Origin of the sequence: Microbacterium hominis NBRC 15708, from assembly GCF_001592125.1 — a bacterium.
In the GTDB taxonomy this organism is placed as follows: domain Bacteria; phylum Actinomycetota; class Actinomycetes; order Actinomycetales; family Microbacteriaceae; genus Microbacterium; species Microbacterium hominis.
The window spans coordinates 85,491-111,558 of the sequence record NZ_BCWI01000010.1; the positions used below are offsets into that span (position 1 = coordinate 85,491).

The following is a 26,068-nucleotide window of genomic DNA, read 5'->3' on the forward strand; positions in this document are numbered from 1 at the left end:
ACCCCGTCCGGAGCGCGAGCGCGACTCCTCTAGCCTGGATCGATGGCGCGGCACGGCATCCTGCAGGACCTCCCGCTGTGGCGGCTGCACGCGCGGATGCCGGAAGGGCTGCGGATCGCGCTCGCGATCGCGACCGTGGCGCTGGGCGCCGTGATCGTCTGGCGCCCGACGACGGCGCTCGACGTGCTGGCCCTCCTCCTCGGCGGCGGCATGGTGCTCACCGGCGTGCTGGAGGCGAACGGCCGCGCCGAGGAGCGCGGCGGCCGCTGGTGGCGGTGGCCGGTCGCGATCGGCTGGTTCGCCCTCGGGCTGTTCGTGCTCGTGTGGCCCGGACTCACGGTGCGGGCGGTCGCCGACATCACCGGCATCCTGCTGCTCCTCAACGGCGGGATCGGGGTGCTGTCCGCGTTCCGGGCGGGCCGCGGCTGGGATGAGCGGATCTCGGATGCCGCCTTCGGCGCGACCGGCTTGATCTTCGGCGTCCTGGCGCTCGTCTGGCCCGACATCACGCTGCTCGTCGTCGCCGTCGTGTTCGGGGCCTCGCTCATCATCCGCGGCAGCGTCGACCTGTGGGCGGCGCTCCGCCGGCGCCGCGACGAGCGCCGTGACCCCCGGCGCCCCGTGCCGCAGCGCCGCTGGGGGCGCACCGCCATGGCCCTCGGCTCCGTGGCCCTCGCGGTGACCGTCGCCATCGTGACGACGCCGCTGCGCGACGGCTCCACGGTCGTCGACGAGTTCTACGCCGCTCCGCGCGACGTGCCGTCCGAGCCGGGCCGGCTGATCCGTGCGGAGGAGTTCACGAACGAGGTCCCCGCGAAGGCGCGGGCCTGGCGCATCCTCTACACGACGACCGGCGTCGACGGACGGCTCCGCGTCGCGAGCGGGATGGTCATGGTGCCGCGCGACCGCGCGGAGGGCACGCGCTGGCCGGTCGTGCAGTGGAACCACGGCACGACGGGGTTCGCCCAGCACTGCGCTCCCACCCTGCAGCAGCGCCCGTTCTGGGTCGGCGCGATGTACTACCCGCGCAAAGTCGTCGCCGAGGGGTGGGCGATGGTCGCGACCGACTACAGCGGACTGGGCACCACGGGGCCGCATCCGTACCTGTTCGGCGAGGCGAGCGCGTGGGCGTCGCTCGACGCCGTGCGCGCCGCGTGGGAGCTCGAGGACGCGCACCTCAGCCGCAACACCGTGATCTGGGGTCACTCCCAGGGCGGCGGTGCCGCGCTCTGGTCGGGGGCGCTGGCCCGCTCCTACGCCCCCGGCCTGTGGGTGCGCGGCGTGGCGGCCCTCGCTCCCGCCGTCGATCCGCTGCGGCTCGTGCGCGACGTCTCGCAGGTGGCGGGCGGGACGATCTTCGCCTCCTACGCCTTCGCCGCCTATGAGGCGATCGATCCCGAAGTGACCTACGACCGGTACATCCGCCCGGGCGCGCAGACGGTCGTCCGGGCCATGTCGCAACGCTGCCTGAACGAGCCCACGATGGCGCTGTCGGTGCTGGCGGTCGTCGGACTCAGCGAAGACCGCGACATCTTCGCGGACGACCCCACGACGGGTCCGCTCGGCGCCCGGCTGCGCCAGAGCACCGCCCCCGCGCTCATCGGTCCCCCCGTGTTCGTCGGTCAGGGGCGCGCCGACACGATCATCTCGGTGGGGGCGCAGGACGACGCCGTCGCGCGCATGTGCGACGCCGGCCAGCGCGTCGACTACCGTCGCTACGACGGATACGAGCACGCCCAGATCATGGAGGGCTACGCCCCGACGACCGCCGATCTGCTGGCGTGGACGCGGGCCCGGTTCGAGAGCGAGCCGGTGCCCGACGGATGTACGACGAACGACGGGTGAACACGGATCGCGCGGTCAGAACCGGCGCGTATCCTGTACGGCATGACCGATCCCTCCCTGCGCTCGGGTATCGAGCTGTCCGCGTTGAGCCCCGGCATCCGTCCTCAGGACGACCTCTTCCGCCACGTCAACGGAGCCTGGTTGGAACGCACCGAGATCCCCGACGACAAGGCGCGGTGGGGCTCGTTCCACCTCATCGCGGAGCAGGCCGAGAAGGACGTCCGCGCGATCATCGAGGAGTCGACGGCGGCGGAGCCCGGGACCGAGGCGCGCAAGATCGGCGACCTGTTCACGAGCTTCATGGACACGGAGCGGATCGAGCAGCGCGGCGCCGAGCCCCTGCGCGACCAGCTCGCCCGGGTCGACGCGATCAACTCCGTCCCCGCGCTGCTGCGCACGGTCGGCGAGCTCGAGCGCGAGGGCGTCGGCGGCATGATCGGCGTGTACATCGAGCCCGACCCGGGCAACCCCGAGCGCTACGTCTCCTTCTTCGTCCAGTCCGGGCTCTCGCTGCCCGATGAGAGCTACTACCGGCTGGAGAACTTCGACAAGACCCGTGTCGCGTTCCGCGACTACGTGCAGACGATGCTCGCGCTCGCCGGCGTCGACGCCGCGGGCGAGGATGCCGGGCGCCAGGCCGACCGGGTGCTCGCGCTCGAGACCGAGCTGGCGACGCACCACTGGGACAACGTGCGCACCCGCGACGCGGTCGCCACCTACAACCTCATGACCTGGGATGAGGTGCAGGGGCTCGTCGGCGTCGACCTCGATCCCTGGCTCGACGCCGTCGCGCCGGGGCGCCGCGACGGGTTCGCCGAGATCAACGTGAATGAGCCGAGCTACTTCTCCGGCCTCGGCGGCCTGCTCGTCGAGGACCGCCTCGACGACTGGAAGGCCTGGCTGCGACTGCACGTCGTGCGCGCGTCGGCGGCGTTCCTGTCCGCTGCGTTCGTCGAGGCCAACTTCGCCTTCTACGGCACCGAGCTCACCGGCGTCCCGGTCAACCGCGAACGCTGGAAGCGCGGTGTCGGCTTCGTCGAGGCGGCCATGGGCGAAGCGGTCGGCAAGGTGTACGTCGATCGCCATTTCCCGCCGGCGGCCAAGGAGGCGATGGACGAGCTGGTGGCGAACCTCATCGAGGCCTACCGCGCGTCGATCGCGACGCTGGAGTGGATGACGCCCGAGACCCGCGACCGTGCGCTGGAGAAGCTCGCCGCCTTCACGCCCAAGGTGGGCTACCCGCAGAAGTGGAAGGACTACACCGCTCTGGAGGTCGACGCCGCCGACCTCATCGGCAACGTCCGCCGCACCAACGCGTGGGAGCACGAGCGGCAGATCGCCAAGCTCGGAGCACCCATCGACCGCGACGAGTGGTACATGACCCCGCAGACGGTCAACGCGTACTACAACCCGCTGATGAACGAGATCGTCTTCCCCGCGGCGATCCTGCAGTACCCGTTCTTCGAGCTCGATCGGGATGCCGCGGCCAACTACGGCGGCATCGGCGCCGTGATCGGCCACGAGATCGGCCACGGCTTCGACGATCAGGGGTCGGCCTTCGACGGCACCGGCGCCCTCCGCGACTGGTGGACCGACGAGGATCGCGCGGCGTTCCAGCAGCGCACGGCGGCCCTGATCGCCCAGTACGACGAGCTCGTGCCGCAGGGTCTCGCCGCCGAGCACCACGTCAACGGGGCGCTCACGATCGGCGAGAACATCGGCGATCTCGGCGGGCTCGGCATCGCCATCAAGGCGTACCGGCTCTCCCTGGGGCTGGACAGCGGCGCCGACGTCACGGACGAGAACGCCGACGGGCCGGTGATCGACGGTTTCACCGGCATCCAGCGGCTGCTGCTGAGCTGGGCGCAGATCTGGCAGCAGAAGGGGCGCGACGCCGAGACGATCCGTCTGCTGACGATCGACCCGCACTCGCCCAACGAGTTCCGCTGCAACCAGATCGTCCGCAACGTCGACGAGTTCTACCGGGCGTTCGACGTCGCCGAGACCGACGCGCTGTGGCTGGACGCCGACCAGCGCGTCACGATCTGGTGACCACCGCATCGCCGCGGCGGGGGGAGCGCCCCGCATCCCGCCGCTCGCCGCGGCGATCCGGCGGGCGGACGCGATCGTTCTCGACGGCGCTCGCCGCGCTCGACGCCGTGGCGGCGGCCGGTGCGCAGGTCTCGGTGTGCGTGACCGACCTCGACTCGGGCGAGACGGTGCTCGCCGGCGACGCCCACCTCGTGCTCCCCGTGGCGGGCATCGGCGTCGTGCCGCTGCTCATCGAGGTGGCCGCGCAGATGGATGCCGGCACGCTCGATCCCCTCGAGATCATCGAGCGCACGTCGGTGCCGCCGGTCACGGTCGGCGGCCTCTGGCACCGGCTGGCGGCGCCCGCCCTGCCGGTGCGCGACCTCGCCGTGCTGGCGGCGGCGGCGTCGGACGCGGCCGCCGCGAACGCCCTGCTCGAGCGCGTCGGGCTCGACGCCGTCCGTGCGCGCGTCGAGCAGATCGGTCTCGTCAAGACGGCCCTGATCGACGGCTTCCGCGATCAGCGCGGCCTCGACGACGCCCCGCACGTCGGCCTCGCCTCGACGGGAGAGCTCGTCACCCTCTTCGCGGGCCTCGTGAACGCCCAGGTCGTCTCACCGGCGGTGAGCGCACAGGTGTCGGAGTGGCTGAGCCTCAACCAGGATCTGGCGCTCGTCGCCGCGAGCACGGCGCTCGACCCCTTCGCGCACGACGACGACCGCCACGGTCTGCTCTTCGTCAACAAGACCGGCCGGGGCGACGGCATCCGCGCCGAGGCCGGAGTCATCGCCGGGCCGCGCGCCGGCGCCGCCTACGCCCTCATCGTGTGCTTCGACGATCTGTCGGTCGCGCACCGGCTGCGCGCGCACGAGGCGTTCCGCGCCCTCGGGCTCGACCTCATGGAGTACGTGTACTGACGCCGGGCCGGGCCGGGCCGCCGCTCAGAAGACGATCGTGTGGTTGCCGTGGCGGATGACCCGGTCCTCGGCGTGCCACTGCACGGCGCGGGAGAGCACCGCCCGCTCGACGTAGGCGCCGCGCGACTGCAGGTCGGAGGCGGTCATCGAGTGGTCGACCCGCGTCACGTCCTGCTCGATGATCGGTCCTTCGTCCAGGTCTTTGGTGACGTAGTGGCTGGTCGCGCCGATCAGCTTGACCCCGCGCTCCTTGGCCTTCTTGTAAGGCCCCGCGCCGACGAAGGCGGGCAGGAAGGAGTGGTGGATGTTGATGACGGGCACGCCGAGCTTCTCGAGGAAGTCGTCGGAGAGGATCTGCATGTACCGTGCCAGCACGACGAAGTCGACGTTGCCCGTGAGCAGCTTCAGGATCTCGGCCTCCGCGACCGACTTGTCGGCGCCGCTGGAGGGGACGTGGAAGAACGGGATGCCGAAGGAGCGCACGTCCTCCGCCGACACCGTGTGGTTGGAGACGACCATCGGGATGCTGACGTTCAGCTCGCCCCGCCGATGACGCCAGAGCAGCTCGAGCAGGCAGTGGTCGCTCGTGGAGGACAGGATCGCCATCCGCTTGGGGACGGACTGGTCGGTGAGCCGCCACTGCATCCCGTAGGGCTCGAGCGTGCGCGCGAGGTCGTCCTCGATCTCGTCGACCGCGGCCGCGAGGTCGGTGCGGTGGAAGACCACCCGCTGGAAGAACGCCCCGCCCTCCGGGTTGTCCGAGTACTGGTCGAGGCTGACGATGTTCGCGCGGTGACGCGTGATCAGTGCGGTGACGGCGGCGACGAGTCCGGGCTGGTCCGGTCCGTGGACGATCAGGCAGGCGTGGTCGCGCAGGGCATCGGTGTGCAGGGACATGCGGATCTCCTCAAGACGGCGCGGCGGTGCGGCCGCGGACCCCATCGGATGTCGGCCGCAGACCGCCGAACGTGTAGAAGCGATTTTGTCAGGTCTGCGGCCGCCCGGTCGTCACGTCAGTGTCGCCGCCCGAACCGGGCGCGCAGATCCGCCTTGCGGATCTTGCCGGATGCCGTGCGCGGCAGCTCCTCGACCACGACCACGTTCTTGGGGAGCTTGTAGCGAGCGAGCACCCCGTCCAGGGCGGCGCGCACCGACGCCGTGGACACGTCCTGTCCGTCGCGCACGGTCACCACGGCCCAGGGCACTTCGCCCCACCGCTCGTCCGGCACCCCGATGACCGCGACGCCCGAGATCCCGCGGATGTCGTTGATGAGGTTCTCCACTTCGGCGGGGTAGATGTTCTCGCCCCCGGAGATGATCATGTCCTTGAGGCGGTCGGCGATGAAGAGGTAGCCGTCGGCGTCGACGTAGCCGAGGTCTCCGGAGCGGAACCAGCCGTCGTCGGTGAAGACGGCGGCCGATTCCTCCGGCAGGTTCAGATAGCCGGCGAAGACGTTCGGCCCCGTGACCTCGATCTCCCCGACGGTGCCGGGGGCGACCGGCATCCCGTTCTCGTCGGCGATGCGTATCTCGGTGAAGAAGTGGGGCAGGCCCACGCTGCCCTGCTTGCGCGTCGTCGCCTCGGGGGCGAGCGAGGTCACGCCCGGCGATCCCTCGGTCATCCCGTAGCCCTGCGAGAACGACAGGCCGCGCCGCTCGTAGGCGTCGAGGATGCGGGTGGGCACGGCCGATCCGCCGCAGGTGAGCTTGCGCAGGCTGGAGACGTCCGTGCGATCCCAGTCGGGGTGGTCGGCCATCAGCTGATACGTCGTCGGCACGCCGCTGAGCATGCTGACGCGGTGACGCTGCACGAGCTCGAGGGCGCGGCCGGCGTCGAACCCCGGTTCGAGGACCATGGTGGCGCCCTTCATGATCACCGGCAGGGCGCCCATCCCGAGGGAGGCGGCGTGGAACAGGGGCGAGATCATGAGGGCGACGTCGGTGGAGACGACGTCGTAGTCGACGATGCAGTTGAGCGCGCTCCAGGTGAGGTTGCCGTGGGTGAGCACGGCGCCCTTGGCGCGGCCGGTCGTACCCGAGGTGTACATGACGATCGCCGGGTCGTCCAGACCGATCTCGGCCTCGACGGGCCGGCGTCCGGCGGCGGAGCGCAGTCGGTCCAGGCCCGGGATGCCGGGGGCGCCGTCGCCGGTGAGGAGGACGTGGGCGATCCGCGCCGCCTCGACGCCGTCGACGACCCGCTCGGCGAGCTCGACGTCGTGGATGAGCACGCGTGCCGACGAGTCCGTGAGCACGTGGCGGATCTCGGGGGCCGCCAGACGGGTGTTCACCGGGACGAACACCGCGCCGAGCCGGGCGCAGCCGAACAGCACCGCGAGGAAGTCGGGGCTGTTCTCGCCGAGGTAGGCGACCGCATCCCCCTTCTGCACGCCGCGCTCCGCCAGCAGCGCCGCGACGCGGTCGACCAGGTCGGCCAGCTCCGCGTAGGTCAGCGCGTGCGCACCGAAGACGAGCGCCGTCTTGTCCGGGCACTTCAGCCGGCGCTTGGCGATCCAGGAGCCGAGGCCGCGGTCGTTCATCAGGCGTAGAAGCGGTACAGGCCGCGGGCCACGACCGCGGGCTTGGGGGCGCCCTCGATCTCGATCGTCTGGTCGACGGTGAACTGGTAGCCGCCCGGGATGTCGAGGACCTCCGCGATGACGGCGCCGCCCCGGATGCGGGCGCCCACCGCGACGGGGGAGACGAATCGCACCTTCTCCAGCCCGTAGTTGACCTTCGTGCCCACCCCGTCGAGCTCGAAGAGCTCGGACCAGAACCGGACCGTCAGCGACAGCGACAGGAAGCCGTGCGCGATGGGGCGCCCGAACGGTCCGGCCGCGGCCCGCTCGGGGTCGACGTGGATCCACTGGTGGTCGTCGGTCGCGTCGGCGAACAGGTCGACGCGGTCCTGCGTGATCTCGATCCAGTCGGTCCAGCCGAGGTCGGTGCCGGCGAGGTCGGGGGCGTCCGCGTAGGCGGCGGTCGTGGTCATGGGGTGTCCTTTCGGTCGGGTACAGACGAAGGTCGGTCGGGTTCAGACGAAGGCGGACACGCCCGTGAGGCCGCGTCCGACGATCAGTGAGGTCATCTCGTGCGTGCCCTCGTAGGAGTAGACGGCCTCGGCGTCGGCGAAGAACCGGGCCGCGTCGTGGGTGAGCAGGATGCCGTTGCCGCCCTGCACCTCGCGGCCGAGCGCCGCGCTCTCGCGGGCGAGTCGGGCGGTCTGCATCTTGGCGAGCGCGGAGTCCTCGTCGCGCAGCGTGCCGTCGTCCTGGAGCGCCGACAGTCGGGTGACGATGCCGAGCGAGGCGGTGAGGTTGCCGAGCATGCGCGCGAGCTTCTCCTGCACGAGCTGGAAGCCGCCGATCGGCCGTCCGAACTGCTCGCGTTCGCGCACGTACGCCACGGCGGCATCCAGCGCGCCCGCCTGCAGGCCGGTCGCGATCCACGCGACGTCCGAGCGCAGTGCGCGCAGGATCTCGGCGACGTCGCGCCACGACGCGACGCGCCCCAGCCGCGACGCTTCCGGCACGCGCACCCCGTCGAGGTGGACGTCGAAGTTCTGCATCATCCGCAGCGACGTCTTGCCCTCGATGCGGACGAGCCGCACGCCCGGCGCCTCCCTCGGGACGAGGAACGCCGTGATCTCGCCGTCCCGGTCGGACCGGGCGAACACGACCAGCACGTGAGCGGTGTCCGCTCCGCCGATCCATCGTTTGGCGCCGTCGATCACCCAGTCGTCCCCGTCGCGGCGGGCGCGGGTCGCGAGGCCTCCGGCGATGTCGGAGCCGTGGTCGGGCTCGGTCAGCGCGAACGCGCCGCGCAGCGCGAACGAGCGGATGTCCGGGTCGAGCGCATCGGCCTGCTGCCGCGTCCCGCCCCGGCGGACGGCGGTGCGGAACAGCCCGGCCTGCGCGTTGTAGGCCGTCGCGATCGACACGTCGGTCCGGGCGAGGACGAAGGTGCGGTACCCGGAGAACATCGACGACGAGGCCTCGGCCGCCTCCAGCCCCGCGGGGCTCATCAGAGCGAGGTCGATGAGCGCATCGAGCGCCGCGGGCGGCAGCGTCGCGCGCTCCCAGGCCTCCGCCAGCAGTGGGGCGACGTCGGCGCGCAGGGTGTCGTCCAGCCGGGTGAGGACCGCCCGCGCGGCGGCGCTCAGGTGGGCCGGGGCGTATCCGAGGGGGTCGAAGCCGAACGGCGCGGCCGTGGTCAGCGTCGGAACCATCGCTCAGCCCAGCCCCAGCAGTGCGACGGCGTTGTCCTTGAGGATGCCGGGCATCACCTTCGGCGTGAGCGCGGTCTCCTCCACGTCGCGCAGCCACCGGTCCGGCGTGAGCAGCGGGAAGTCGGAGCCGAAGAGCACGCGCGCGCGCAGGAAGGAGGTGGCCGCCCGCACGAGGGCGGGAGGGAAGTACTTCGGGCTCCATCCCGAGAGGTCGATCCACGTGTTGTGCTTGTGCGTGGCGACGGCGATGGCCTCGTCCTGCCAGGGGACGGAGGGGTGGGCCATGACGATGCGCAGATCGGGGAACTCCGCGGCGACCGTGTCGAGCAGCATCGGGTTCGACAGCGCGAGCCGCAGCCCCCGCCCGCCCCGCATGCCGGCGCCGATGCCGGTCTGACCGGTGTGGAACAGGGCGATCGTGCCCGCGCTCTGGAGCTGCTCGTAGAGCGGGAACCAGCGCGGATCGCTCGGGTCGAACCCCTGCACGGTCGGGTGGAACTTGAACCCGCGCACGCCGTGGTCCTCGATGAGGCGTCGCGCATGGTCGACGGCCGCCGGTCCGCGCAGCGGGTCGACGGAGCCGAACGGGATCAGGACGTCGTTGTTGCGCGCGGCGCCCGCGGCGATCTCCTCGCTCGACAGCGGCGGGTGCTCCAGGGCGGTCCGCGCATCGACGGTGAAGACGACCGCCGCCATCGACCGCTCGCGGTAGTAGGCGGCCACGGCGTCCAGGTCGGGACGGCCGACGTCGGCGCGGAAGTAGGACGTCGCCGCCGCCGCGAGATCGTCGGGGAGGGAGCTGTGCCCGTGCGGATCGACCTCGATGTGCACGTGCATGTCGATCGCGGTCGTCGTCGACACGTCGATCGCGGGCTCGTATCGCGTGGTCATGGGCGGGTCAGGGCCGCGGACGCTGCAGATCGTCGGGCAGGGGAGGGAAGTGCTCGCCGACGGACTGCAGGCTCGCGCCGATCAGCGTCGGGAACTGCTCCTCCAGGGCCGCGGTGCTCCAGCCGCCCTCGTGATAGGCGGTGACGATCGGCTCCGGATGGGACCAGAGCTGGATGCGGTCTCCGCCCACGCCGATGGCCTGTCCCGTGACGGTTGCCGCGGCATCCGAGGCGAGGTAGGCGATGAGCCCCGACACGTCATCGGCGGTGCCGAAGCCGAGGTCGTGGCGGTAGAACGCGGGCATGGGCTCGCCCGCGGCGTCGGCCTCGACGGCGGCGGCGAAGTACGGGACGGTGGCCGTCATGGCCGTCGCCGCCACCGGGATGACGGCGTTGGCGGTGATGCCCGCCTTCTTCAGCTCGATCGCCCAGGTGCGCACCATGCCGACGATCCCCGCCTTCGCGGCCGCGTAGTTGGTCTGGCCGAAGTTGCCGCGCTGGCCCGTGGGCGAGCCGATGCAGATGATGCGACCCGCGACCCCGGCGCCGCGCATGTGGGTCGCCGCCTCGCGCACACACGTGAACGTGCCGCGCAGGTGCACGTCGACGACGGTGTCGAACGCCTCGTCGCTCGTCTTCCAGAGGACGCCGTCGCGCAGCACGCCGGCGTTGGTGACGAGGATGTCGAGGCCGCCGAAGGTCTCGACGGCGACGCGCACGAGCTCGCGGGCGGTCTCGGCCGATCCCACGGCCGCCGCCACCGCGACGGCCCGGCCGCCCCGCTCCTCGATCGCCGCGGCGGCGGCCTGCGCCGTCGGGGCATCCACGTCGTTGACGACCACCGCCGCGCCCTGCCGGGCGAGCTCCTGCGCGTAGGCGAGGCCGAGTCCGCGGCCCGAGCCGGTGACGATGGCGACTTTTCCGTCGAGAGACATGGGAACTCCTTCGTTCGTGGCTCCATTGAACCGGCAATAGTTGAAGAAGTCAATTATTGAATTCTGTGAGATTTGCTACGATCTGGTCATGCCGCACACAGAGGGATCCCGGGTCGGCGCCCCCGCCCGACTCGCCGAGGATATGAGCTTCCTGCTCGCTCGGGCCACCGCGCTCTCCGTGGCGGCGGGCAACGCCGCCCTCGCCCCGCTCGGGCTGAAGGCGCGGTCGTACTCGGTGCTCGCGCTCGCCGTCGACGTCGACGGGCCCTCGCAGCGCGAGCTCGCCGAGTTCCTCCGCCTCGACCCGAGTCAGGTCGTCTCCCTCGTCGACGACCTCCAGGGCCGCGGGCTCGTCGAGCGGCGTCCCGATCCGGGCGATCGCCGGGCGAACGTGGTCGTCGCCACCGCCGCGGGCCGTGCGCTCTACGAACGCGCACTGGTGGCCGCCGAGGCCGCCGAGCGGCAGCTGCACGCCGCGCTCGATGACGCGGAGCGCGGTCAGCTCGCGGCGCTGCTGCGCCGCATCGCCTTCCCCGACTGAGCGCCCTCAGCCCACGCGCGTCTCGAACGGCCACCCCGTGTAGGCCTCCGCCAGGTAGGCGCGTCCCGCCTCCGACTCGACGATCGAGCGCAACTCGGCCCGCTGCCGCTCCCGGTCGAAGGCGGTCGCCTCGGGAGTGCTGTGCAGCATGCTCGTCATCCACCAGGAAAAGTGCTGCGCCTTCCAGATGCGGCGCAGCGCGGTCTCGCCGAACGCGTCGAGCGGCCGTTCGTCGCGTCGGTGCAGCAGCGCCTCCAGCGCCCGATGCAGCAGCACGACGTCGGCGACCGCCAGGTTCATGCCCTTGGCGCCGGTCGGAGGCACGGTGTGCGCGGCGTCGCCGATGAGCGCGACCCGGCCGCGTCGCAGCTCGCCGGCCACGAAGCTGCGGAAGCGCAGCACGTCGCGCTGGAAGATCGGACCCTCCTTCAGCACGGTGCCGGGCACGCGCGCCTGCAGCCGGTCCCAGATCTCCCGCTCGCTCAGGGCGTCGGGATCGGCGCCCGGGTCGCACTGGAAGTACATGCGCTGCACGGTGGCGCTGCGCTGGCTGATGAGCGCGAACCCCTCCGGCGCGTGGCTGTAGATCAGCTCGTCGGCACTCGGCGGCGCCTCGCAGAGGATGCCGAACCACGCGAACGGATACTCGCGGAACGACCCCGCCGCCGATCCGCCCAGCGCCGCCCGGACGACCGATCGCGATCCGTCCGCCCCGACCACCATGTCGGCCTCGATCTCGACGGGCCGCCCCTCGGCATCCGTGCCCGTCAGGCGCGGGCTGGCGGGGTCGGTCGTGTCCACGGTCTCGATGCGCGTGCCGAACCGCAGGTCCTGCCCATCGGCGAGGCGCGTGGCGATGAGGTCTGCGAGCACTTCGTGCTGGGGATACAGCCACACGCTGCGGCCGGTCAGGGCGGGAAAGTCGATGCGGTGCCCCTCGCCGTCGAATCGCAGCTCGATGCCGTCGTGTCGCCGACCGTCGGTGAGCACGCGGGTCGAGGCTCCCGTCTCGACCAGCAGGTCGACCGTGCCCTGCTCGAGGATGCCGGCGCGGATCGTGGTCTCGATCTCGGCGCGACTGCGCGCATCGACGACGAGGGAGGCGATTCCGGAGGAGGCCAGCAGGTGTGAGAGCAGGAGTCCTGCCGGGCCGGCGCCGACGATGGCGACGGGGGTGCGGACGGCGGTCATGGCGTCTCCTTCGACGACGGGCCTGGCGGTGCTGCGCTCCAGTGTGGCGCGGCATCCGGGCCTGTCTCGCAGATTCCCGATGAATGGGAATGCCGAGATCAGTGTCGCGCGGCGCGCAGGGCGGCCTCGATCGCGGCGGCCCCGGCGCGCAACGCGCGCAGCGCGGGCGCGGGGTCGTCGTCGCGCCGGAGCACGACCGCCAGCGCCGCGACCACGACACCGGCGTCGCGGATCGGCACCGCCACCCCGGTCGAGACGGACTCGACGGTGCCGACCGCCACCACGTGGCCGTCACGGCGGATGTCGGCGAGGAGGCGGCGCAGCCGTGCGGCATCCGTGGTCGTCTCCCGGGCGACGCGGCGCAGCGGCCCGGAGAGCACGCGCTCCCGGACGGCGGAGGGAGCGTGCGCGAGGAGCACGAGCCCCGCCGACGAGGCGTGCAGCGGGAGCCGGCCCGCGATGCGGGTGATGTTGGCCCCGGCATCCGGGTCGGAGAGCCGTTCGACGAACAGCGCCTCGTCCTGCTCCAGCACCGCGAGCTGCGTGTGCTCGCGGACCTCGGCCTGCACGGCGGCCATGGCGGGAAGCGCCGCCTGCCGCAGGCGCAGGGCCCCCGAGCCGCGCAGCGCCAGCTCCCACAGCCGCATCCCGACGCGTACCCGCCGGTCGTCGTCGCGCTCGAGCAGACCGGCCGCGACGAGGTCGTCGACGATGCGGTGGGCGGTCGAGGAGGCCAGCCCCGCCCGGCGGCCGATCTCGCTCGCCGTCTGCACGGTGCGATCCGCCGTGAAGGTCTCGAGCACGCGCACGAGCCGCGACGTCAGGGAGTCCCCGCTGGGAGAGTTCGCCATGCCGCCACCTTCTCACGCCGCGCCCCGCCCGTCCGCCGGGGCCGCCGGTCGCCCGTCGCGCTCACCCGGCCAGGTAGCGGACCCGCCCGTCGACCACGGTGGCGTGGACGCCCACGGCCGCGACCTCCTCGGGCGCCGAGACGGACGGGTCGGCGCTCAGCACGGTGAGATCGGCACGCATCCCCACGGCGATGCGCCCCTCGTCGCCGGCGCACCCGGCGGCGACGGCCGCGCCGGTCGTGAACGCCGCGAACGCCTGGGCGGCGGTCAACGCCTCGTTCGCCCCGATCGGCCCAGCCGCGCCGTGGCGCCGGGTCTGCGCCTCGACGAGGATCTCCCGCGGATCGAACGGCGCGATCGGCCAGTCCGAGCCGAGCGCCAGGGTCACGCCGCCGTCGGCGAGCGAACGGGTCCGCCACGAGTGCTCCGCGCGGTCGGCGCCGACGCGGGTGCTCCAGTTGTCGCTGCGGTCGGCGCGCACGAACCGGGTGCAGTGCGTCGGCTGCATGCTCGCGACCGCGCCGCTGCGCGCGACCGCGGCGACCACGTCGTCGCCGGTCAGCTCCAGGTGCTCGATGCGATGCACGGAACCCGGGTGGGCGGCGCGGGCATCGGCGATGGATGCCGCGGCGTGGCGGACCGCCGCGTCGCCGATCGCATGCGTGGCCGTCGGGACGCCGGCGGCCGCGAACCGCGCGATCGCGGCCGCGTAGCGCGAGGGGGAGGGCCACGTGCTACGCACCGAGCGGCCGTCGCGGTCGGGACGCGTCAGCCACGCCGTGCCGTTGTCGATCGTGCCGTCCAGGAACAGCTTCACCCCGTGGCGGCGCCACGACGCGCCGCCGGTGCCGGTCGCGGCGATCAGGGCCTCCCAGTCGTCCGGGGTGGACGCGGGGTCGACCCACGGGTGGATGCGCAGGCGCAGCGGCATCCGGTCCTCGCTCTCGACCGCCGCGTACAGTGCGGCAGGGTCTCCTTCGAAGTCCATGACGTGCGCTCCCGTGAGCCCGACGGACGCCATCTGCTCGAGAGCCCCCGCCAGTCGCGCGGCCACGGCGGACGCCGGCTCGAGCGGGACGAGGCACTCGATCAGGTCGATCGCCTCGTGCTCGTGGAGGAACCCCGTGGGGGTGCCCGCGTCATCCACGTCGACGTGGGCGCCCGACGCGAACGTCCGGCGACCCGTGACACCCGCCCGGGCGAGGGCGGCGCTGCTCGCGAGCGCGGAGTGGGCGTCGAACATCCGCAGCAGCGTCGGGACGTCGCCGACCGCGTCGTCGAGCGCCTCCGCCGTGATCGCCGCTCCCGCCCAGACGTCGTGGGACAGTCCCCACCCGAGGATCCACTCGCTCACGCCGCGTCGTGCCGCCGCGAGCGTCGAGCGCAGCTCGTCGAGCGTGCGCACCTCCCGCAGATCGATCCCGCGGGCCATCCGGGCGCCCAGCACGGGGTGGGTGTGGGCGTCGACGAGGCCGGGCGACACGATGCCGGGCAGGCGCAGCGTGCGCGTTCCGACACCGCTCCAGCCGGCGGCGTCGCTGCGGTCGCCGATCGCGACGATGCGGCCCCCGGCCACGGCCAGGGCTTCGCCGGCCGTGCCGTGCAGGGCATCGGCGACGAGGACGAGGTCGGCGGCCGTCACTGCTCCGGCCCGCCGATCCCGGCGTACGCGGCCGGCCGTGATCGGCGCAGCCCTTCCGCCAGCACGAGGCCGATCAGGAACGACACCGGGATGACGCCCACGATGACGGCGTTCGTCGCGGCATCCGCGCCCGTGAGCACATCGATGTTCACGACGATGAGCACGAGGAAGACGAGCATGAGCACGCCGCCGAGGAGGCCGGTGGGAAGTGCGTACCAGGGGCGGTCGGCGGGCCCGCGGCGGACGAAGAAGACGACCACCGACGCCGCGGCGAGGATCTGCAGGACGACGACGCCGACCACGCCCGGCGTGTTGACCCAGATCAGCAGCTGCCGGTACGGGTCGGCGCCGGCGAGCACGAACCCGCCGACCACCACGGCGGCCAGTGCCGTCTGCACGAGCCCGGCGACCCACGGGGCGCCGTTGCGCTCGCGGGTGCGGCCGAGCGCGGCGGGGAGCACGCCGTCGCGGGCGAGAGCGTAGGTGTACCGGTTGATCGAGTTGTGGAAGGCGAGAAGCGCGGCGAAGACGCTCGTCACGATGAGGAGGAGGAAGACGCTCGTCGCCGCCTCGCCGAGCCGGCTGCCGGCCGTGACGAACAGGAACGTCTCCACGCCGTTGTCGGCGATGAACGCCTGCACGAGATCCTCGCCGTGGGCCTGGATGAGCAGCCACGTCAACGCGAAGTAGAACAGCGTCATCGCGGCCACCGCGACATAGGTGGCGCGCGGGATCGTGCGATGCGGGGTGCGTGCTTCGGACCGATAGAGCACCGTCGACTCGAAACCGATGAAGGCGGCGAACGCGAGACCCAGCACGACGGCGAACTGCGGCGTGAAGACGTTCTCCGGTGCGAACACCCCGTCGCCGAAGCCGGCGGACGTCCCACCCGTGACGAGGATGGCCACACCGAGCGCGGCGAGCGCCAGCGTCTCGGCGACCAGCAGCACGCCCAGGACCTTGGCGCCCATGTCGATGCCCGTGAAACCCATGGCCCAGACGCCCGCGATCGCGACGGCCGCGAGGACGCCCCACGGGACATCGATGCCGAAGACGGTGGCGAGCATCGCCCGGGTGTTCACCGCGAACAGCCCGTAGATGCCGATCTGCATCGCGTTGTACGAGACGAGGGCGAGGATGCCGGAGCCGAGTCCCATGTGCTTGCCGAGGGCGGCCGCGATGTACGTGTAGAAGCCGCCGGTGCGCGAGACGCGGTTGGTCATCGCCATGAAGCCGGCCGCGAAGATCGCCAGGGCGATGCCGACGACGAGGTAGGCGGTCGGGGCCGCCGGACCCGCGATGAGGATCGCGAGCGGCACGGTTCCCGCGATCACCGTCAGCGGCGCGGCGGCCGAGACCACGAGGAAGGTGATCCCCCTCGCGCCGAGCGAGTTCTGCTTCAGGGCGCCGATGGCACCGGACGGGTCCGCGGGTGCGGACGGAGTGGGCGTCGTCGTTGACATGTCGTCCTCCAGAGGGTGTCGGGTCAGGAATGAGCCGGATTTATCTAACGGTGTTAGGCAGTATGTCCGGCTCGTGCGACGGCGACAAGTACGCTGTGTAACTGTCTTGTTTCGGGAGGTGTGTGTGGGCAGACCCTCGGTGGCGCGTCTCTCGGTCGAGCGCATCGTCGATGAGGCCCTGGCGCTCATCGACAGCGGCGACACGTTCTCCATGCGCGCGCTCGGCAAGCGCTTGGACGTCGCCGCGCCGTCGCTGTACTACCACGTCGGCGGGCTCGAGCATCTGATCGATCTCATCCGCGATCGCATGGTGCAGGACTTCCCGCCACCCCCTCCGGATCGTGGGCGCCCCTGGCGCGAGGAGCTGGAGGCGATCCTCCACTCGATGCGCGCCGGCTACGCGGCCCACCCGCGACTGGTCGCCCTCCTCGTCGGCACGCCCATCACCTCGGAGGCGGTGCTGGGCATCTACGAGCGCATGGCGGCAGCCCTGTTCGCCGCCGGCTTCGCAGCGGATGCCGTGTCGGTCCACCTCGAGGCGCTGGACAGTTTCGCTCTCGGCATCGCGCTCGAGCGTGCGGCTCCGGCCGAGGTGTGGCGGACGTCTCCCGCGACGAGCGCGCTCGCCGCGGCGAGCGCGGCGTGGGCGGATGCCGACGCGCGCCTCGACGCCGCCTTCGAGGTGGGCCTGCTCGCCCTCCTCGACGCGATCGAGCGCGCGCCGCGCGCGTAGCGCGCTCCGCGCCGCGGCGGGCGGACGAAGACGGAACCCGCGGGTCAGGCGCGGCGGGCGCCCTCGCCGAGCGTCTCGAGCTTCGCCCAGGCGATGTCGGGGTGGACGCGTCCGCCGAGCCCGCAGTCGGTCGAGGCGATGACGCGGTCGGCACCCACGATGTCGGTGAACCGGCGGATGCGCTGCGCGACGAGCTCCGGGTGCTCCACGACGTTGGTCGCGTGGCTGACGACGCCGGGCACGAGCACCAGGTCGTCGGGCACGGCGGCATCCGCCCACGCACCGAACTCGTGCTCGTGGCGGACGTTGCCGGCCTCGAACGAGATCGAGCCGACGTTCGCCTGCAGCACGACGGGCAGGATGTCCTTCAGCTCGATGTCGGTGGTGTGCGGCCCGTGCCACGACCCCCAGCACAGGTGCAGGCGCACCTGCTCCTTGGGGAGCCCGGCGATGGCGTGGTTGATCGCGTCGATGCGGATCTTCGTGAAGGCCTGGTAGTCGGCGATCGAGGGTTCCGGGTTGATCTGGTCGAAGTTCTCGGCGAGCGACGGGTCGTCCAGCTGCAGGATGAGACCGGCGTCGACGATCGCGCGGTACTCCTCGCGCAGGGCGTCGGCCCACGCGAAGATGTGCTCCTCGTCGCCGGCGTAGTACTCGTTGCGCACGCGCGCCGCAGACCCGGGGGCGATGGCCGTGAGGAAGCCGCGCTCGCCGTCCCGGAGGGCGCCGGTGAGGTGACGGATGTCGGATGCCACGGCATCGTGACCCCGGTACGCGAGCGGTCCGGTCGTCGTGGGGAACGCGGTGGCGGTGCGTCCCGCCTCGACGGCCTCGGCGTAGACGGCCGGGAACAGCTGCCGATCGCGGCGGTCGAGGAAGCTCGTGAGGCGGATCTCGCCGGGCGCGGAGCGCACCGGCGGCTCGTTGAACGCGTTGACCTCGGTGAGCGACAGGCCGCTCACCCGCTGGAAGGAGTACGACCACCAGGCGCCGTAGTCGACCGCGTTCGACATGGCCTTGCCGAACTCGCCGTCGCCGACGAGGGTGATGCCGGCGGCGCGCTGACGCTCCACGACGTCCGCGACCGCCTGGGCGGTCAACGACTCGAACGCGGGCGTCGACTGCAGCGTGAAGCCGTCGTCTGCGAGGGTGCGCGAGGCGTTCGCCTCGATGAGGGCGGCGGTGCGGGGCAGGCTGCCGGAGGTCGTGGTGGCGACGGACATGGGTCTCCTCCTGAGGACGATGGCCCGCGGGGCGGGCGAGTGTCAGAAGGCTCTTGCAGCGGCGAGGGGCGCAGGCTGCTCAAGGCGGAGGCTTCCGGTTTTCGAGCCACCGCCAGGATACGGCGACCGGCGCCGTCTGCGCGGACGTGTGACGTCGGGTGACACCCGCGTCCGGTGGGCGGATGCCGCCTCAGCGCACGCCGCGCATGAGCCGGAGGACCGGCTTCGCGAAGAGCAGCAGCAGCACGCCGACGCCGATCGCGATGAGGCCCAGCACGGAGAAGTAGGGCACCTCGTCGTCGGGGTCGTAGAGGGTCGCGAGCTGGCCGGCGATCGCGGTGCCGAGCGCCACCGACAGGAAGAACAGCGCCACCATCTGGGTGTGGAAGGCCTCGGGGGCCAGCTTGGTCGTCACCGACAGGCCCACCGGCGAGAGCAGCAGCTCCGCCACGGTGAACACGAACAGGATGCCGACGATGGCCAGCAGCGGCGTCGAGTTCTCGCCGCCGCCCGCGAAGGGCAGGAACAGCAGGAACGCCGCGCCCATCACGATGGCGGCGACGCCGAACTTCACCGGCGTGGCGGGTTGGCGTGCGCCGAGCTTCGTCCACACCGCGGCGAAGACGCCGGAGAGCACGATGATGAACACCGGGTTGATGGAGTTCACCCACGACACCGGCATCTCCCAGCCGAACAGGTCGCGGTTCAACCGCTTGTCGGAGTAGACCGTCAGCACCGTGAACTGCTGCTGGTACAGCGACCAGAAGGCGACCGAGGTGAGGAACAGCGGCACGAATCCCCACACGCGGCTGCGCTCCTCGGCATCCACCCGGCGGCTGGACAGGATGACCGCGAAGTAGGCGATCGCCGCTCCGATCACCGTGACGATCACGATCAGGGCGAGGTTGTCGGCGCGGATGACGCCGAGCAGCACCAGGACGACGATGAGGACGACCCCGGCGACCGCGATGCCGATCATCAGCGGGTAGCGCTCGCGGGGCAGCGGGTTGGGCACCGCGCGTGCCTCGGCGGGCAGCTGACGGCGGCCGAACGAGTACTGCACGAGCCCCAGGGCCATCCCGACGGCGGCCAGGCCGAAGCCCCAGTGGAAGCCGAGGCTCGACTGGAGGAGGCCCGTCAGCAGCGGGCCGGCGAACGCGCCCAGGTTGATGCCGAGGTAGAACAGCGAGAATCCGCCGTCGCGGCGGGTGTCGTCCGGGCCGTAGAGGGTGCCCACGACGCTGGTCGCGGTGGCCTTCAGCCCGCCGGAGCCGATCGCGACGAGCACGAGGCCCACGCCCACGCCGACGAAGCCCGGCAGCAGCGCGAGGGCGATGTGGCCGGCCATGATGACGATCGCGCTGAGGAACAGCACGCGCTCCGCGCCCAGGATCCGGTCGGCGATCCAGGCGCCGAGGATCGTGGAGAGGTAGACGGCGCCGCCGTACGCGCCGACGATGCCGGCGGCTACGCCCTGATCGACGCCGAGGCCGCCCTCGCTCACCGAGTAGTACAGGTAGATGAGCAGGATGCCCTGCATGCCGTAGAAGCTGAACCGCTCCCACATCTCCACACCGAACACGTGGGCGAGCGCCCACGGCTGGCCGAAGAACCGGGTGTCGCGGTCTCCGGAGGACGCGGGCGCGGGGAGGACGGGCTGGCGCGGACTCATGGTGCGAGGCTAGTGGTCCGCCGGCAACGCGGGGTGGTGCTCGTCGGCGGGGCGCAGCGGGATGAAGGCCGCGACCGTGAGCGCGATGACCGCGGCGGCGAGCCCGAGCCAGAACGACACCTGGAACGCGGATGCCGTGGGCACGGCGCGTCCGTCCTGCACCGTCGACATGCCGGCGAGCACCGCCCCGACGACCGCCGCGGCCGAGCTCGTCCCCAGCGAGCGGAAGAGGGCGTTGAGGCCGTTGGAGGCTCCGGTCTCGGTCTGCGGCACCGAGCGCATGATGAGCATGGGCATCGCGGCGTAGCCGAACCCGATGCCGACGCCGATGAGGAGGTTCGCGATGAGGATGTGCCAGACGGCCGACGCGAACAGCAGGCTGAAGCCGTAGGCGGCGATCAGCGCGATCGCGCCGAGGATGAGCAGCCGTCGCGGCCCGACGGTGCTCGCGAGGCGCCCGGAGAACGGGGAGAGCACCATCATGACCAGGCCGGACGGCATGATCACCAGGCTCGCCGCCAGCAGCGTGAGCCCGAAGCCGGTCGGTGCGGGCAGCTCGAGCAGCTGCGGGTAGGACACGTTGGACGAGAACAGCGAGAACCCCATCGCGACCGACGCGAGGTTCGTCAGCAGCACGGGGCGCCGGGCGGCGACGCGCAGGTCGAGCAGAGGCTCGGCGATCCGCAGTTCGTACCACCCCCAGACGAGGAGGACGGCCACACCGCCGAGGCCGCAGCCGAGGGTCGCCGGTGACGCCCACCCCCAGGCGTCGCCACGCGAGATGGCGAGCAGGATGCCGAGCAGGCCCACCGCGAGACCGAGCGCGCCGACGTAGTCGAAGCGGCCCGCCGTGCGCAGGACGCTCACGGGGACGACGAGCAGGACGAGCACGAACACGATCGCGCCGAGGGCGGCGGCCGTCCAGAAGAGGGCGTGCCAGTCGGCGTTCTCGGTCACGAGCGCGCTCACGGGGAGTCCGAGCGCGCCGCCGACGCCGAGGGTCGCGCTGATGAGGGCGATGGCCGGGTCGACGCGGTCCTCGTGGAGCACGTCGCGCAGGATCGAGATGCCGAGGGGGATCACGCCGGTCACGGCCCCCTGCAGGGCGCGGCCGACGATCAGCCAGACCAACCCCGTCGACAGCGCCGCGATGACGGAGCCGACGACGAGCGTCGCCAGCAGCACCAGCACGATGCGGCGCTTGCCGTACATGTCGCCCAGACGCCCCGCGATCGGCGTGATGACGGCGGCCGCGAGGAGCGTCGCGGTGACCACCCACGCCGTGTCGTCGCGGTCGGCGTGCAGGAGGTCGGGCAGGCGCGTCTGGATCGGGACGACCAGCGTGAACATGAACGACGAGGCGAGGCCGGCCAGCGCCAGCACGGCGACGATGGCGCCCTGCGGCGGCATCCGCGCCAGCCGTCTGCGCGCGGAGTCGTCGGTAGCCATCGTTTCAGGCTATCGTCCGGTCGGCGCGGTGGCTCCGTCGGGGTCCGGCGTAGGGTGACGGCATGGCGGACCTCGACAGCCGGACCCCCGACGGGTTCCGCATCCGACCCCTGCAGACCATGGCCCAGATCACGGCGGCGTCCGCCGTGCTCAGCGAGGTGTGGGGCGGCGATCGCACGGGCATGCCCGCGAACCTCCTGAGGGCGCTCGCGCACGTGGGCAACTACGCCGTCGGGCTGTACGCCGCCCCGACGGAGGGCGATCCCGCGGCGGAGCGCATGATCGGCGCGTCGGTCGGGTTCTTCGCCGCTCCCGACGACCGGTCGCTGCACTCGCACATCACCGGCATCGTCGGCGGGTATCGGGGGCGGGGACTCGGGCGGCTGCTCAAGCAGCATCAGCGGGAGTGGGCGCTCGGGCGCGACGTGCACCACATCACCTGGACCTTCGATCCGCTCGTCGCCCGCAACGCGTCGTTCAACCTGCGCGTTCTCGGCGCGCGCGTGGGCGCGTACTTCGTGGACCACTACGGCGCCATGGACGACGGGGTGAACCGCGGCGACGAGACCGACCGCATCTTCGCCGTCTGGGATCTGGATGCGCCCGCCGCCCCGCCGCGCGAGCAGGACATCGTCACCACCGTGGAGGTGCCCGCCGACATCGAACGGCTGCGACGCGAGGCGCCCGGTGAGGCGCTGGACTGGCGGTACCGCGTGCGGGAGGCGTTCCTCGGGCTCACCGAGGACGGCTTCAGGGTCGCCGGATTCGACGACCGCGGCTACCTCTTCGTCCGCGAGGGGGTGACGGCGTGAGCGTCGGCGGGGTCGTTCCGGAGGATTGGACGGCGCACCGCCGGGAGGACGGCGAACGTCTCGGCTGGATACGGCCGGACGGCGACGCCTGGACGGCGATCGACGTGCTGGGGCGCGTGGTCGCGGCATCCGTCGACTGGCTGGATGCCGAGGACGCGCTCGAGCGGCGGGGTCTCGCGTTCCTGGCCGAGCCGTGGATGCTCGAGCGCGGTGAGGGGCAGCCGGTGCGCGTCCGGCTCGTCGAGGTGACGCCGGCGCGGATCGTCGTCAAGGTCGACGACTACGGCGACATGAGCCGGCCGCACGAGGGGATCGTCCTGCCGTGGCCGCTGCCGCCGCAGCTGCGGCCGCCACGGGAGGGCGATCCGGACGGGTTCACGCTGTCGCGCTGACACGCCTCCCGAGACAAATTGTGCACAACTGAATTGTGTGCAATGCTTTCCTCATGTCCGCTCCCGCCACGCTCGACGAGTTCGTCTGCTTCGCGATGTACACCGCCTCGCACGCCACGACGCAGGCCTATCGCGAAGTGCTGAAGCCGTGGAAGCTCACGTATCCGCAGTACCTGGCGCTGATCGTGCTGGCTGCGGGCGAGCGCACCGTGAGCGGACTCGGCGACGAGCTCGGCCTCGACTCCGGCACGCTCTCGCCGCTGCTGCGGCGCCTGGAAGACCGCGGTCTGGTCCTGCGTCGCCGTGACGCGGCCGACGAACGCGTCGTGCGCGTCGCGCTGACCGCCGCCGGGCGCGAGGTCCACGCCGACGTCGTGGCGGCTGCCGGCTGCCTCGTGCCCGCGTTCGTCGACAGCGGCCGCGGCCTCGGCGAGCTGCTCGAACAGCTCGCCGCCATCACCGCCAACATGCGCGCGCTCGCCGCCGACCTGCGCACCGCCGCCTGAGCGGCGCGCCCTCCCACCTCCACGAAAGGAACCACCATGGACACCCTCTACACCGCAGAAGCCCTCGCCACCGGCGGCGGCCGCAACGGACACGTCCGCACCACCGACGGCATCCTCGACTTCGACGTGCGCGTCCCCAAGGAGATGGGCGGCGCCGGAGAGGCCCCGAACCCGGAGCTCCTGTTCGCCGCCGGGTACGCGGCCTGCTTCCACAGCGCCCTGCAGAGCGTCGCTCGCGCCCAGAAGGTGAGCATCGAGGGCTCCAGCGTGGGCTCGCGCGTCGGCATCGGCCCCAACGGCCAGGGTGGATTCCAGCTGGCCGTCGCGCTCGAGGTCAACATCCCCGACGTCGACCTCGCCGTCGCGCAGCAGCTCGCCGACGCCGCCCACCAGGTGTGCCCGTACTCGAACGCCACGCGCGGCAACATCGAGGTCGCGGTCACCGTCGTCGACGACTGATTTCGCGAACCCGCGTCATAAGCCACGGCATCCGCCCTCTCTTGAGTGAAGACCTCGAGAGGACGCATGCCGTGCGCACTTTCATCACCGCCATCACCGGAGCCCTGCTGCCCCGGGCGCCGCGTCGCAGCACCTACATCGCGCCGCGCTTCGCCGTGCTCCGCGCCCACCGCTGAGCACGAGCCCGCCGCACCCGCGCGCGGCGTAGCCTGAGCGCATGCCGATCGCCCGCCCCGCCGCACCCGTGCGCCTCGACGCCGTCGAGCTGCGCGTCGTGCACCTGCCGCTGGTCTCGCCCTTCACGACGTCGTTCGGCACCGAGACCGTGCGGGAGGCGATCGTCGTGCGCGCCCGCACGGCCGGCGGCGACGGGTGGGGCGAGATCGTCACCCAGCAGGCGCCGCTGTACTCCAGCGAGTACACGCAGGGCGCGTGGGACGTGGCTCAGCGCTTCCTCGTGCCGGCGCTGCTGGATGCCGGGTCCTCCGCCTCCGGCGGCCTTTCGCCCGAGGACGTGTCGGCCGTGCTGGAGCCCTTCGTCGGCCACCGCATGGTGAAGGCCGGCCTGGAGCTCGCCGTCCTCGATGCGGCCCTCCGCGCCGAGGGGCGCCCGCTGGGCGAGTACCTCGGCGCCACGGTCGACCGCGTGCCGAGCGGGGTGTCGGTCGGCATCCAGCGCGACCCGGCCGCGCTCGTCGATGTCGTGGCCGGCTACCTCGACGAGGGCTACGTACGGATCAAGATCAAGATCAAGCCCGGCCGAGACGTCGCCGACACCGCCGCCGTGCGGGACGCCTTCGGCGCCATCGCGCTGCAGGTGGATGCGAACTCGGCCTACACGCTCGCCGATGCCGACACCCTCGCCGAGCTCGACCGGTTCGACCTGCTGCTGATCGAACAGCCGCTGCAGGAGGACGACATCGTCGACCACGCCGCGCTGGCGGCACGGCTGCGCACGCCCCTCTGCCTGGACGAGTCGATCGTGTCGGCCAAGGCCGCGCGCGACGCGCTCGCCCTGCGCGCCGCCGCCATCATCAACATCAAGGCCGGACGCGTCGGTGGCTATCTCGAAGCGGTCCGCGTCCACGACCTGTGTCGCGAGGCGGGCGTCCCGGTGTGGTGCGGCGGCATGCTCGAGACCGGCATCGGCCGTGCGGCGAACGCGGCCCTCGCGGCGCTGCCCGGTTTCACCCTGCCGGGCGACGTCTCGGCATCCTCCCGCTTCTACGCGCGCGACATCGTGCGCGACCCGATCGTGCTGGAAGACGGGTACGTGCGCGTGCCGACCGCGCCGGGCATCGGCGTGGAGATCGATCCCGTCGCCCTCGACGATGCGACGGTCGCGCGGGTGGAACTGCGGCGGTGAACCGCGTGCGGCACCGGTCGGCCGTCGCCGCGGCCGTGATCGCGACGGCGCTGCTCACGGGGTGCGCCGCCGACGCGGCGCCGGTCGTCAGCCCGGGGCCGCCACCGGCGGGGGTCGCGGTGGTCGTCACCCAGCAGCGGTCCGATGTCGCCGACCGGCAGGCCGAGGTGCGGATCGAGAACCACGGTGACGTCGCGATCGAGGTGGGTGCGGTCCGACTCGACGATCCCCGGTTCGCGGCGCCCGCCACGCGCATCGTCGACAGGGTCTCTCCGTTGGGTCCGGGGTCGACGGTCGACGTCCGCGTGCAGTTGCCGGGCGCGGTGTGCGACGCCCCGCAGGATGCTGCGAGCACCGTGACGTTCGACTACGTGATCGACGGACGGGCGGGCCGGGCGAGCGCGCCGGCGCCGGAGCTGTTCCCGTTCCTCGCCGCGCTCCACCGGCGCGACTGCGTCGAGCAGCACGTGCGCCAGGTCGCCGACGTCGACCTCACCGCGTTCGCCCCGTCGACCCCGGGAGCGCCCGCGACGCTGTCCGTGTCGATCGTCCCGCGCGGCGGCACCGCCCACGTCGAGCTCACCGGCATCCGCGAGACGAACCTGCTGACGTTTCCCGCCGCCACGGGAGGCCTGTACGCGCTGGACATCGATCTCGCCGACGGCCATCGTGACCCGACGACCATCGCGCTGCCGCTCGTGCCGGCGCGCTGCGACCCCCACGCCGTGCAGGAGGACAAGCGCGGCACCGTCTTCGTCGTCGACGTCGTGGTCGACGGCGAACCCGGCCAGTTCGCCCTCGCCGCCGGCCCTGCCCTCAAGGGGGAGCTGCTGGCGTGGGTCACCGCCTGGTGCGGCGAAGGAGAAGGCGAAGGCGAAGGCGCCGGTCACTGAACGACCGGCGCCCGCGCCGTGCCGACGCC

At 72.2% G+C, this 26,068-nt stretch carries 24 protein-coding genes; 11 read left to right on the forward strand and 13 right to left on the reverse strand.

All coding sequences use genetic code 11. The features are described from left to right. The first annotated feature begins 42 nt into the window (after nt 1-42). Genes MHO01S_RS09530 through MHO01S_RS09540 form a run of 3 tightly spaced genes read left to right on the forward strand, consistent with a single transcriptional unit; the run spans nt 43 to nt 4,793 of the window. Nucleotides 43-1,845 carry a lipase family protein gene (locus tag MHO01S_RS09530; protein WP_061782207.1) on the forward strand — a complete coding sequence of 601 codons (1,803 nt, stop codon included), beginning with the start codon at nt 43-45 and terminating at the stop codon, nt 1,843-1,845. A gap of 42 nt (nt 1,846-1,887) precedes the next feature. After that, the gene (locus MHO01S_RS09535; protein ID WP_060959692.1) at nt 1,888-3,897 is read left to right on the forward strand and encodes a M13 family metallopeptidase; all 2,010 of its coding nucleotides are present in this window, start codon (nt 1,888-1,890) and stop codon (nt 3,895-3,897) included. Then, on the forward strand, nt 3,894-4,793 hold the full coding sequence (locus tag MHO01S_RS09540) for a serine hydrolase (RefSeq protein ID WP_061782208.1): 900 nt from the start codon (nt 3,894-3,896) through the stop codon (nt 4,791-4,793). The genes MHO01S_RS09535 and MHO01S_RS09540 overlap by 4 nt, the downstream gene beginning before the upstream one ends. Nucleotides 4,794-4,817: 24 nt before the next feature. On the opposite strand, the gene purU is transcribed toward MHO01S_RS09540, so the two are convergent. The 6 genes from purU to MHO01S_RS09570 all read right to left on the reverse strand — a co-directional run bounded on the left by purU (nt 4,818) and on the right by MHO01S_RS09570 (nt 10,846). Next, a complete protein-coding gene (gene purU, locus MHO01S_RS09545; RefSeq protein WP_060959690.1) occupies nt 4,818-5,690 on the reverse strand; it encodes a formyltetrahydrofolate deformylase in 873 nt (290 codons plus the stop codon). A gap of 116 nt (nt 5,691-5,806) precedes the next feature. Continuing rightward, entirely contained in the window at nt 5,807-7,333 is a 1,527-nt protein-coding gene (gene menE, locus MHO01S_RS09550) for an o-succinylbenzoate--CoA ligase (RefSeq protein ID WP_060959689.1), read from the reverse strand. Then, nucleotides 7,333-7,785 (reverse strand): MaoC family dehydratase, encoded by a 453-nt coding sequence (locus tag MHO01S_RS09555; protein WP_060959688.1) that lies wholly within the window; start codon nt 7,783-7,785, stop codon nt 7,333-7,335. Before MHO01S_RS09555 ends, menE begins: the two co-directional genes overlap by 1 nt. Before the next feature lie 42 nt (nt 7,786-7,827). Next, the gene (locus MHO01S_RS09560) at nt 7,828-9,021 is read right to left on the reverse strand and encodes an acyl-CoA dehydrogenase family protein (protein WP_061782209.1); all 1,194 of its coding nucleotides are present in this window, start codon (nt 9,019-9,021) and stop codon (nt 7,828-7,830) included. A gap of 3 nt (nt 9,022-9,024) precedes the next feature. Then, on the reverse strand, nt 9,025-9,912 hold the full coding sequence (locus tag MHO01S_RS09565) for an amidohydrolase family protein (protein ID WP_060959686.1): 888 nt from the start codon (nt 9,910-9,912) through the stop codon (nt 9,025-9,027). A gap of 7 nt (nt 9,913-9,919) precedes the next feature. After that, nucleotides 9,920-10,846, reverse strand: coding sequence for an SDR family oxidoreductase (locus MHO01S_RS09570; protein ID WP_061782210.1), 927 nt, complete (start codon nt 10,844-10,846; stop codon nt 9,920-9,922). A gap of 88 nt (nt 10,847-10,934) precedes the next feature. On the opposite strand from MHO01S_RS09570, the gene MHO01S_RS09575 reads away from it, so the two are divergent. Then, nucleotides 10,935-11,387, forward strand: coding sequence for a MarR family winged helix-turn-helix transcriptional regulator (locus tag MHO01S_RS09575; protein ID WP_061782211.1), 453 nt, complete (start codon nt 10,935-10,937; stop codon nt 11,385-11,387). Nucleotides 11,388-11,393: 6 nt separating this feature from the next. On the opposite strand, the gene MHO01S_RS09580 is transcribed toward MHO01S_RS09575, so the two are convergent. The 4 genes from MHO01S_RS09580 to MHO01S_RS09595 form a co-directional block, all read right to left on the reverse strand. Further along, a complete protein-coding gene (locus MHO01S_RS09580; protein ID WP_060959683.1) occupies nt 11,394-12,578 on the reverse strand; it encodes a 4-hydroxybenzoate 3-monooxygenase in 1,185 nt (394 codons plus the stop codon). Nucleotides 12,579-12,676: 98 nt separating this feature from the next. Then, nucleotides 12,677-13,429 carry an IclR family transcriptional regulator gene (locus MHO01S_RS09585; protein ID WP_061782212.1) on the reverse strand — a complete coding sequence of 251 codons (753 nt, stop codon included), beginning with the start codon at nt 13,427-13,429 and terminating at the stop codon, nt 12,677-12,679. Between the two features lie 61 nt (nt 13,430-13,490). Next, a complete protein-coding gene (locus MHO01S_RS09590) occupies nt 13,491-15,071 on the reverse strand; it encodes an amidohydrolase (RefSeq protein WP_061782213.1) in 1,581 nt (526 codons plus the stop codon). Then, entirely contained in the window at nt 15,068-16,534 is a 1,467-nt protein-coding gene (locus tag MHO01S_RS09595; RefSeq protein WP_060959680.1) for an APC family permease, read from the reverse strand. The genes MHO01S_RS09590 and MHO01S_RS09595 overlap by 4 nt, the downstream gene beginning before the upstream one ends. A gap of 139 nt (nt 16,535-16,673) precedes the next feature. Between MHO01S_RS09595 and MHO01S_RS09600 the strand changes: the two genes are divergently transcribed. Then, nucleotides 16,674-17,267, forward strand: coding sequence for a TetR/AcrR family transcriptional regulator (locus MHO01S_RS09600; protein ID WP_060959679.1), 594 nt, complete (start codon nt 16,674-16,676; stop codon nt 17,265-17,267). 44 nt (nt 17,268-17,311) lie between these two features. Here the strand turns inward: MHO01S_RS09600 and MHO01S_RS09605 are convergent, their stop codons facing one another. The 3 genes from MHO01S_RS09605 to MHO01S_RS09615 all read right to left on the reverse strand — a co-directional run bounded on the left by MHO01S_RS09605 (nt 17,312) and on the right by MHO01S_RS09615 (nt 21,572). After that, nucleotides 17,312-18,490 carry a cobalamin-independent methionine synthase II family protein gene (locus tag MHO01S_RS09605; RefSeq protein ID WP_060959678.1) on the reverse strand — a complete coding sequence of 393 codons (1,179 nt, stop codon included), beginning with the start codon at nt 18,488-18,490 and terminating at the stop codon, nt 17,312-17,314. A gap of 190 nt (nt 18,491-18,680) precedes the next feature. Then, nucleotides 18,681-20,162, reverse strand: a complete 1,482-nt coding sequence (locus tag MHO01S_RS09610; RefSeq protein WP_060959677.1) for a peptide MFS transporter — start codon at nt 20,160-20,162, stop codon at nt 18,681-18,683. 9 nt (nt 20,163-20,171) lie between these two features. Next, nucleotides 20,172-21,572: an MFS transporter gene (locus tag MHO01S_RS09615; protein WP_060959770.1), complete on the reverse strand. Its 1,401-nt coding sequence runs from the start codon at nt 21,570-21,572 to the stop codon at nt 20,172-20,174. Nucleotides 21,573-21,673: 101 nt separating this feature from the next. Between MHO01S_RS09615 and MHO01S_RS09620 the strand changes: the two genes are divergently transcribed. The 6 genes from MHO01S_RS09620 (at nt 21,674) to MHO01S_RS09645 (ending at nt 26,039) form a co-directional block, all read left to right on the forward strand. Beyond that, a complete protein-coding gene (locus MHO01S_RS09620; RefSeq protein ID WP_060959676.1) occupies nt 21,674-22,423 on the forward strand; it encodes a hypothetical protein in 750 nt (249 codons plus the stop codon). After that, nucleotides 22,420-22,815, forward strand: coding sequence for a hypothetical protein (locus MHO01S_RS09625; RefSeq protein ID WP_060959675.1), 396 nt, complete (start codon nt 22,420-22,422; stop codon nt 22,813-22,815). The genes MHO01S_RS09620 and MHO01S_RS09625 overlap by 4 nt, the downstream gene beginning before the upstream one ends. Before the next feature lie 53 nt (nt 22,816-22,868). Beyond that, a complete protein-coding gene (locus MHO01S_RS09630) occupies nt 22,869-23,321 on the forward strand; it encodes a MarR family winged helix-turn-helix transcriptional regulator (RefSeq protein WP_061782214.1) in 453 nt (150 codons plus the stop codon). A gap of 36 nt (nt 23,322-23,357) precedes the next feature. After that, complete coding sequence (locus tag MHO01S_RS09635; protein WP_060959673.1) at nt 23,358-23,780, forward strand: organic hydroperoxide resistance protein; 423 nt, start codon at nt 23,358-23,360, stop codon at nt 23,778-23,780. A gap of 217 nt (nt 23,781-23,997) precedes the next feature. Beyond that, a complete protein-coding gene (gene menC, locus MHO01S_RS09640) occupies nt 23,998-25,146 on the forward strand; it encodes an o-succinylbenzoate synthase (RefSeq protein ID WP_061782215.1) in 1,149 nt (382 codons plus the stop codon). Beyond that, nucleotides 25,143-26,039, forward strand: a complete 897-nt coding sequence (locus MHO01S_RS09645) for a hypothetical protein (RefSeq protein WP_061782216.1) — start codon at nt 25,143-25,145, stop codon at nt 26,037-26,039. Before menC ends, MHO01S_RS09645 begins: the two co-directional genes overlap by 4 nt. Nucleotides 26,040-26,068: the final 29 nt, after the last annotated feature.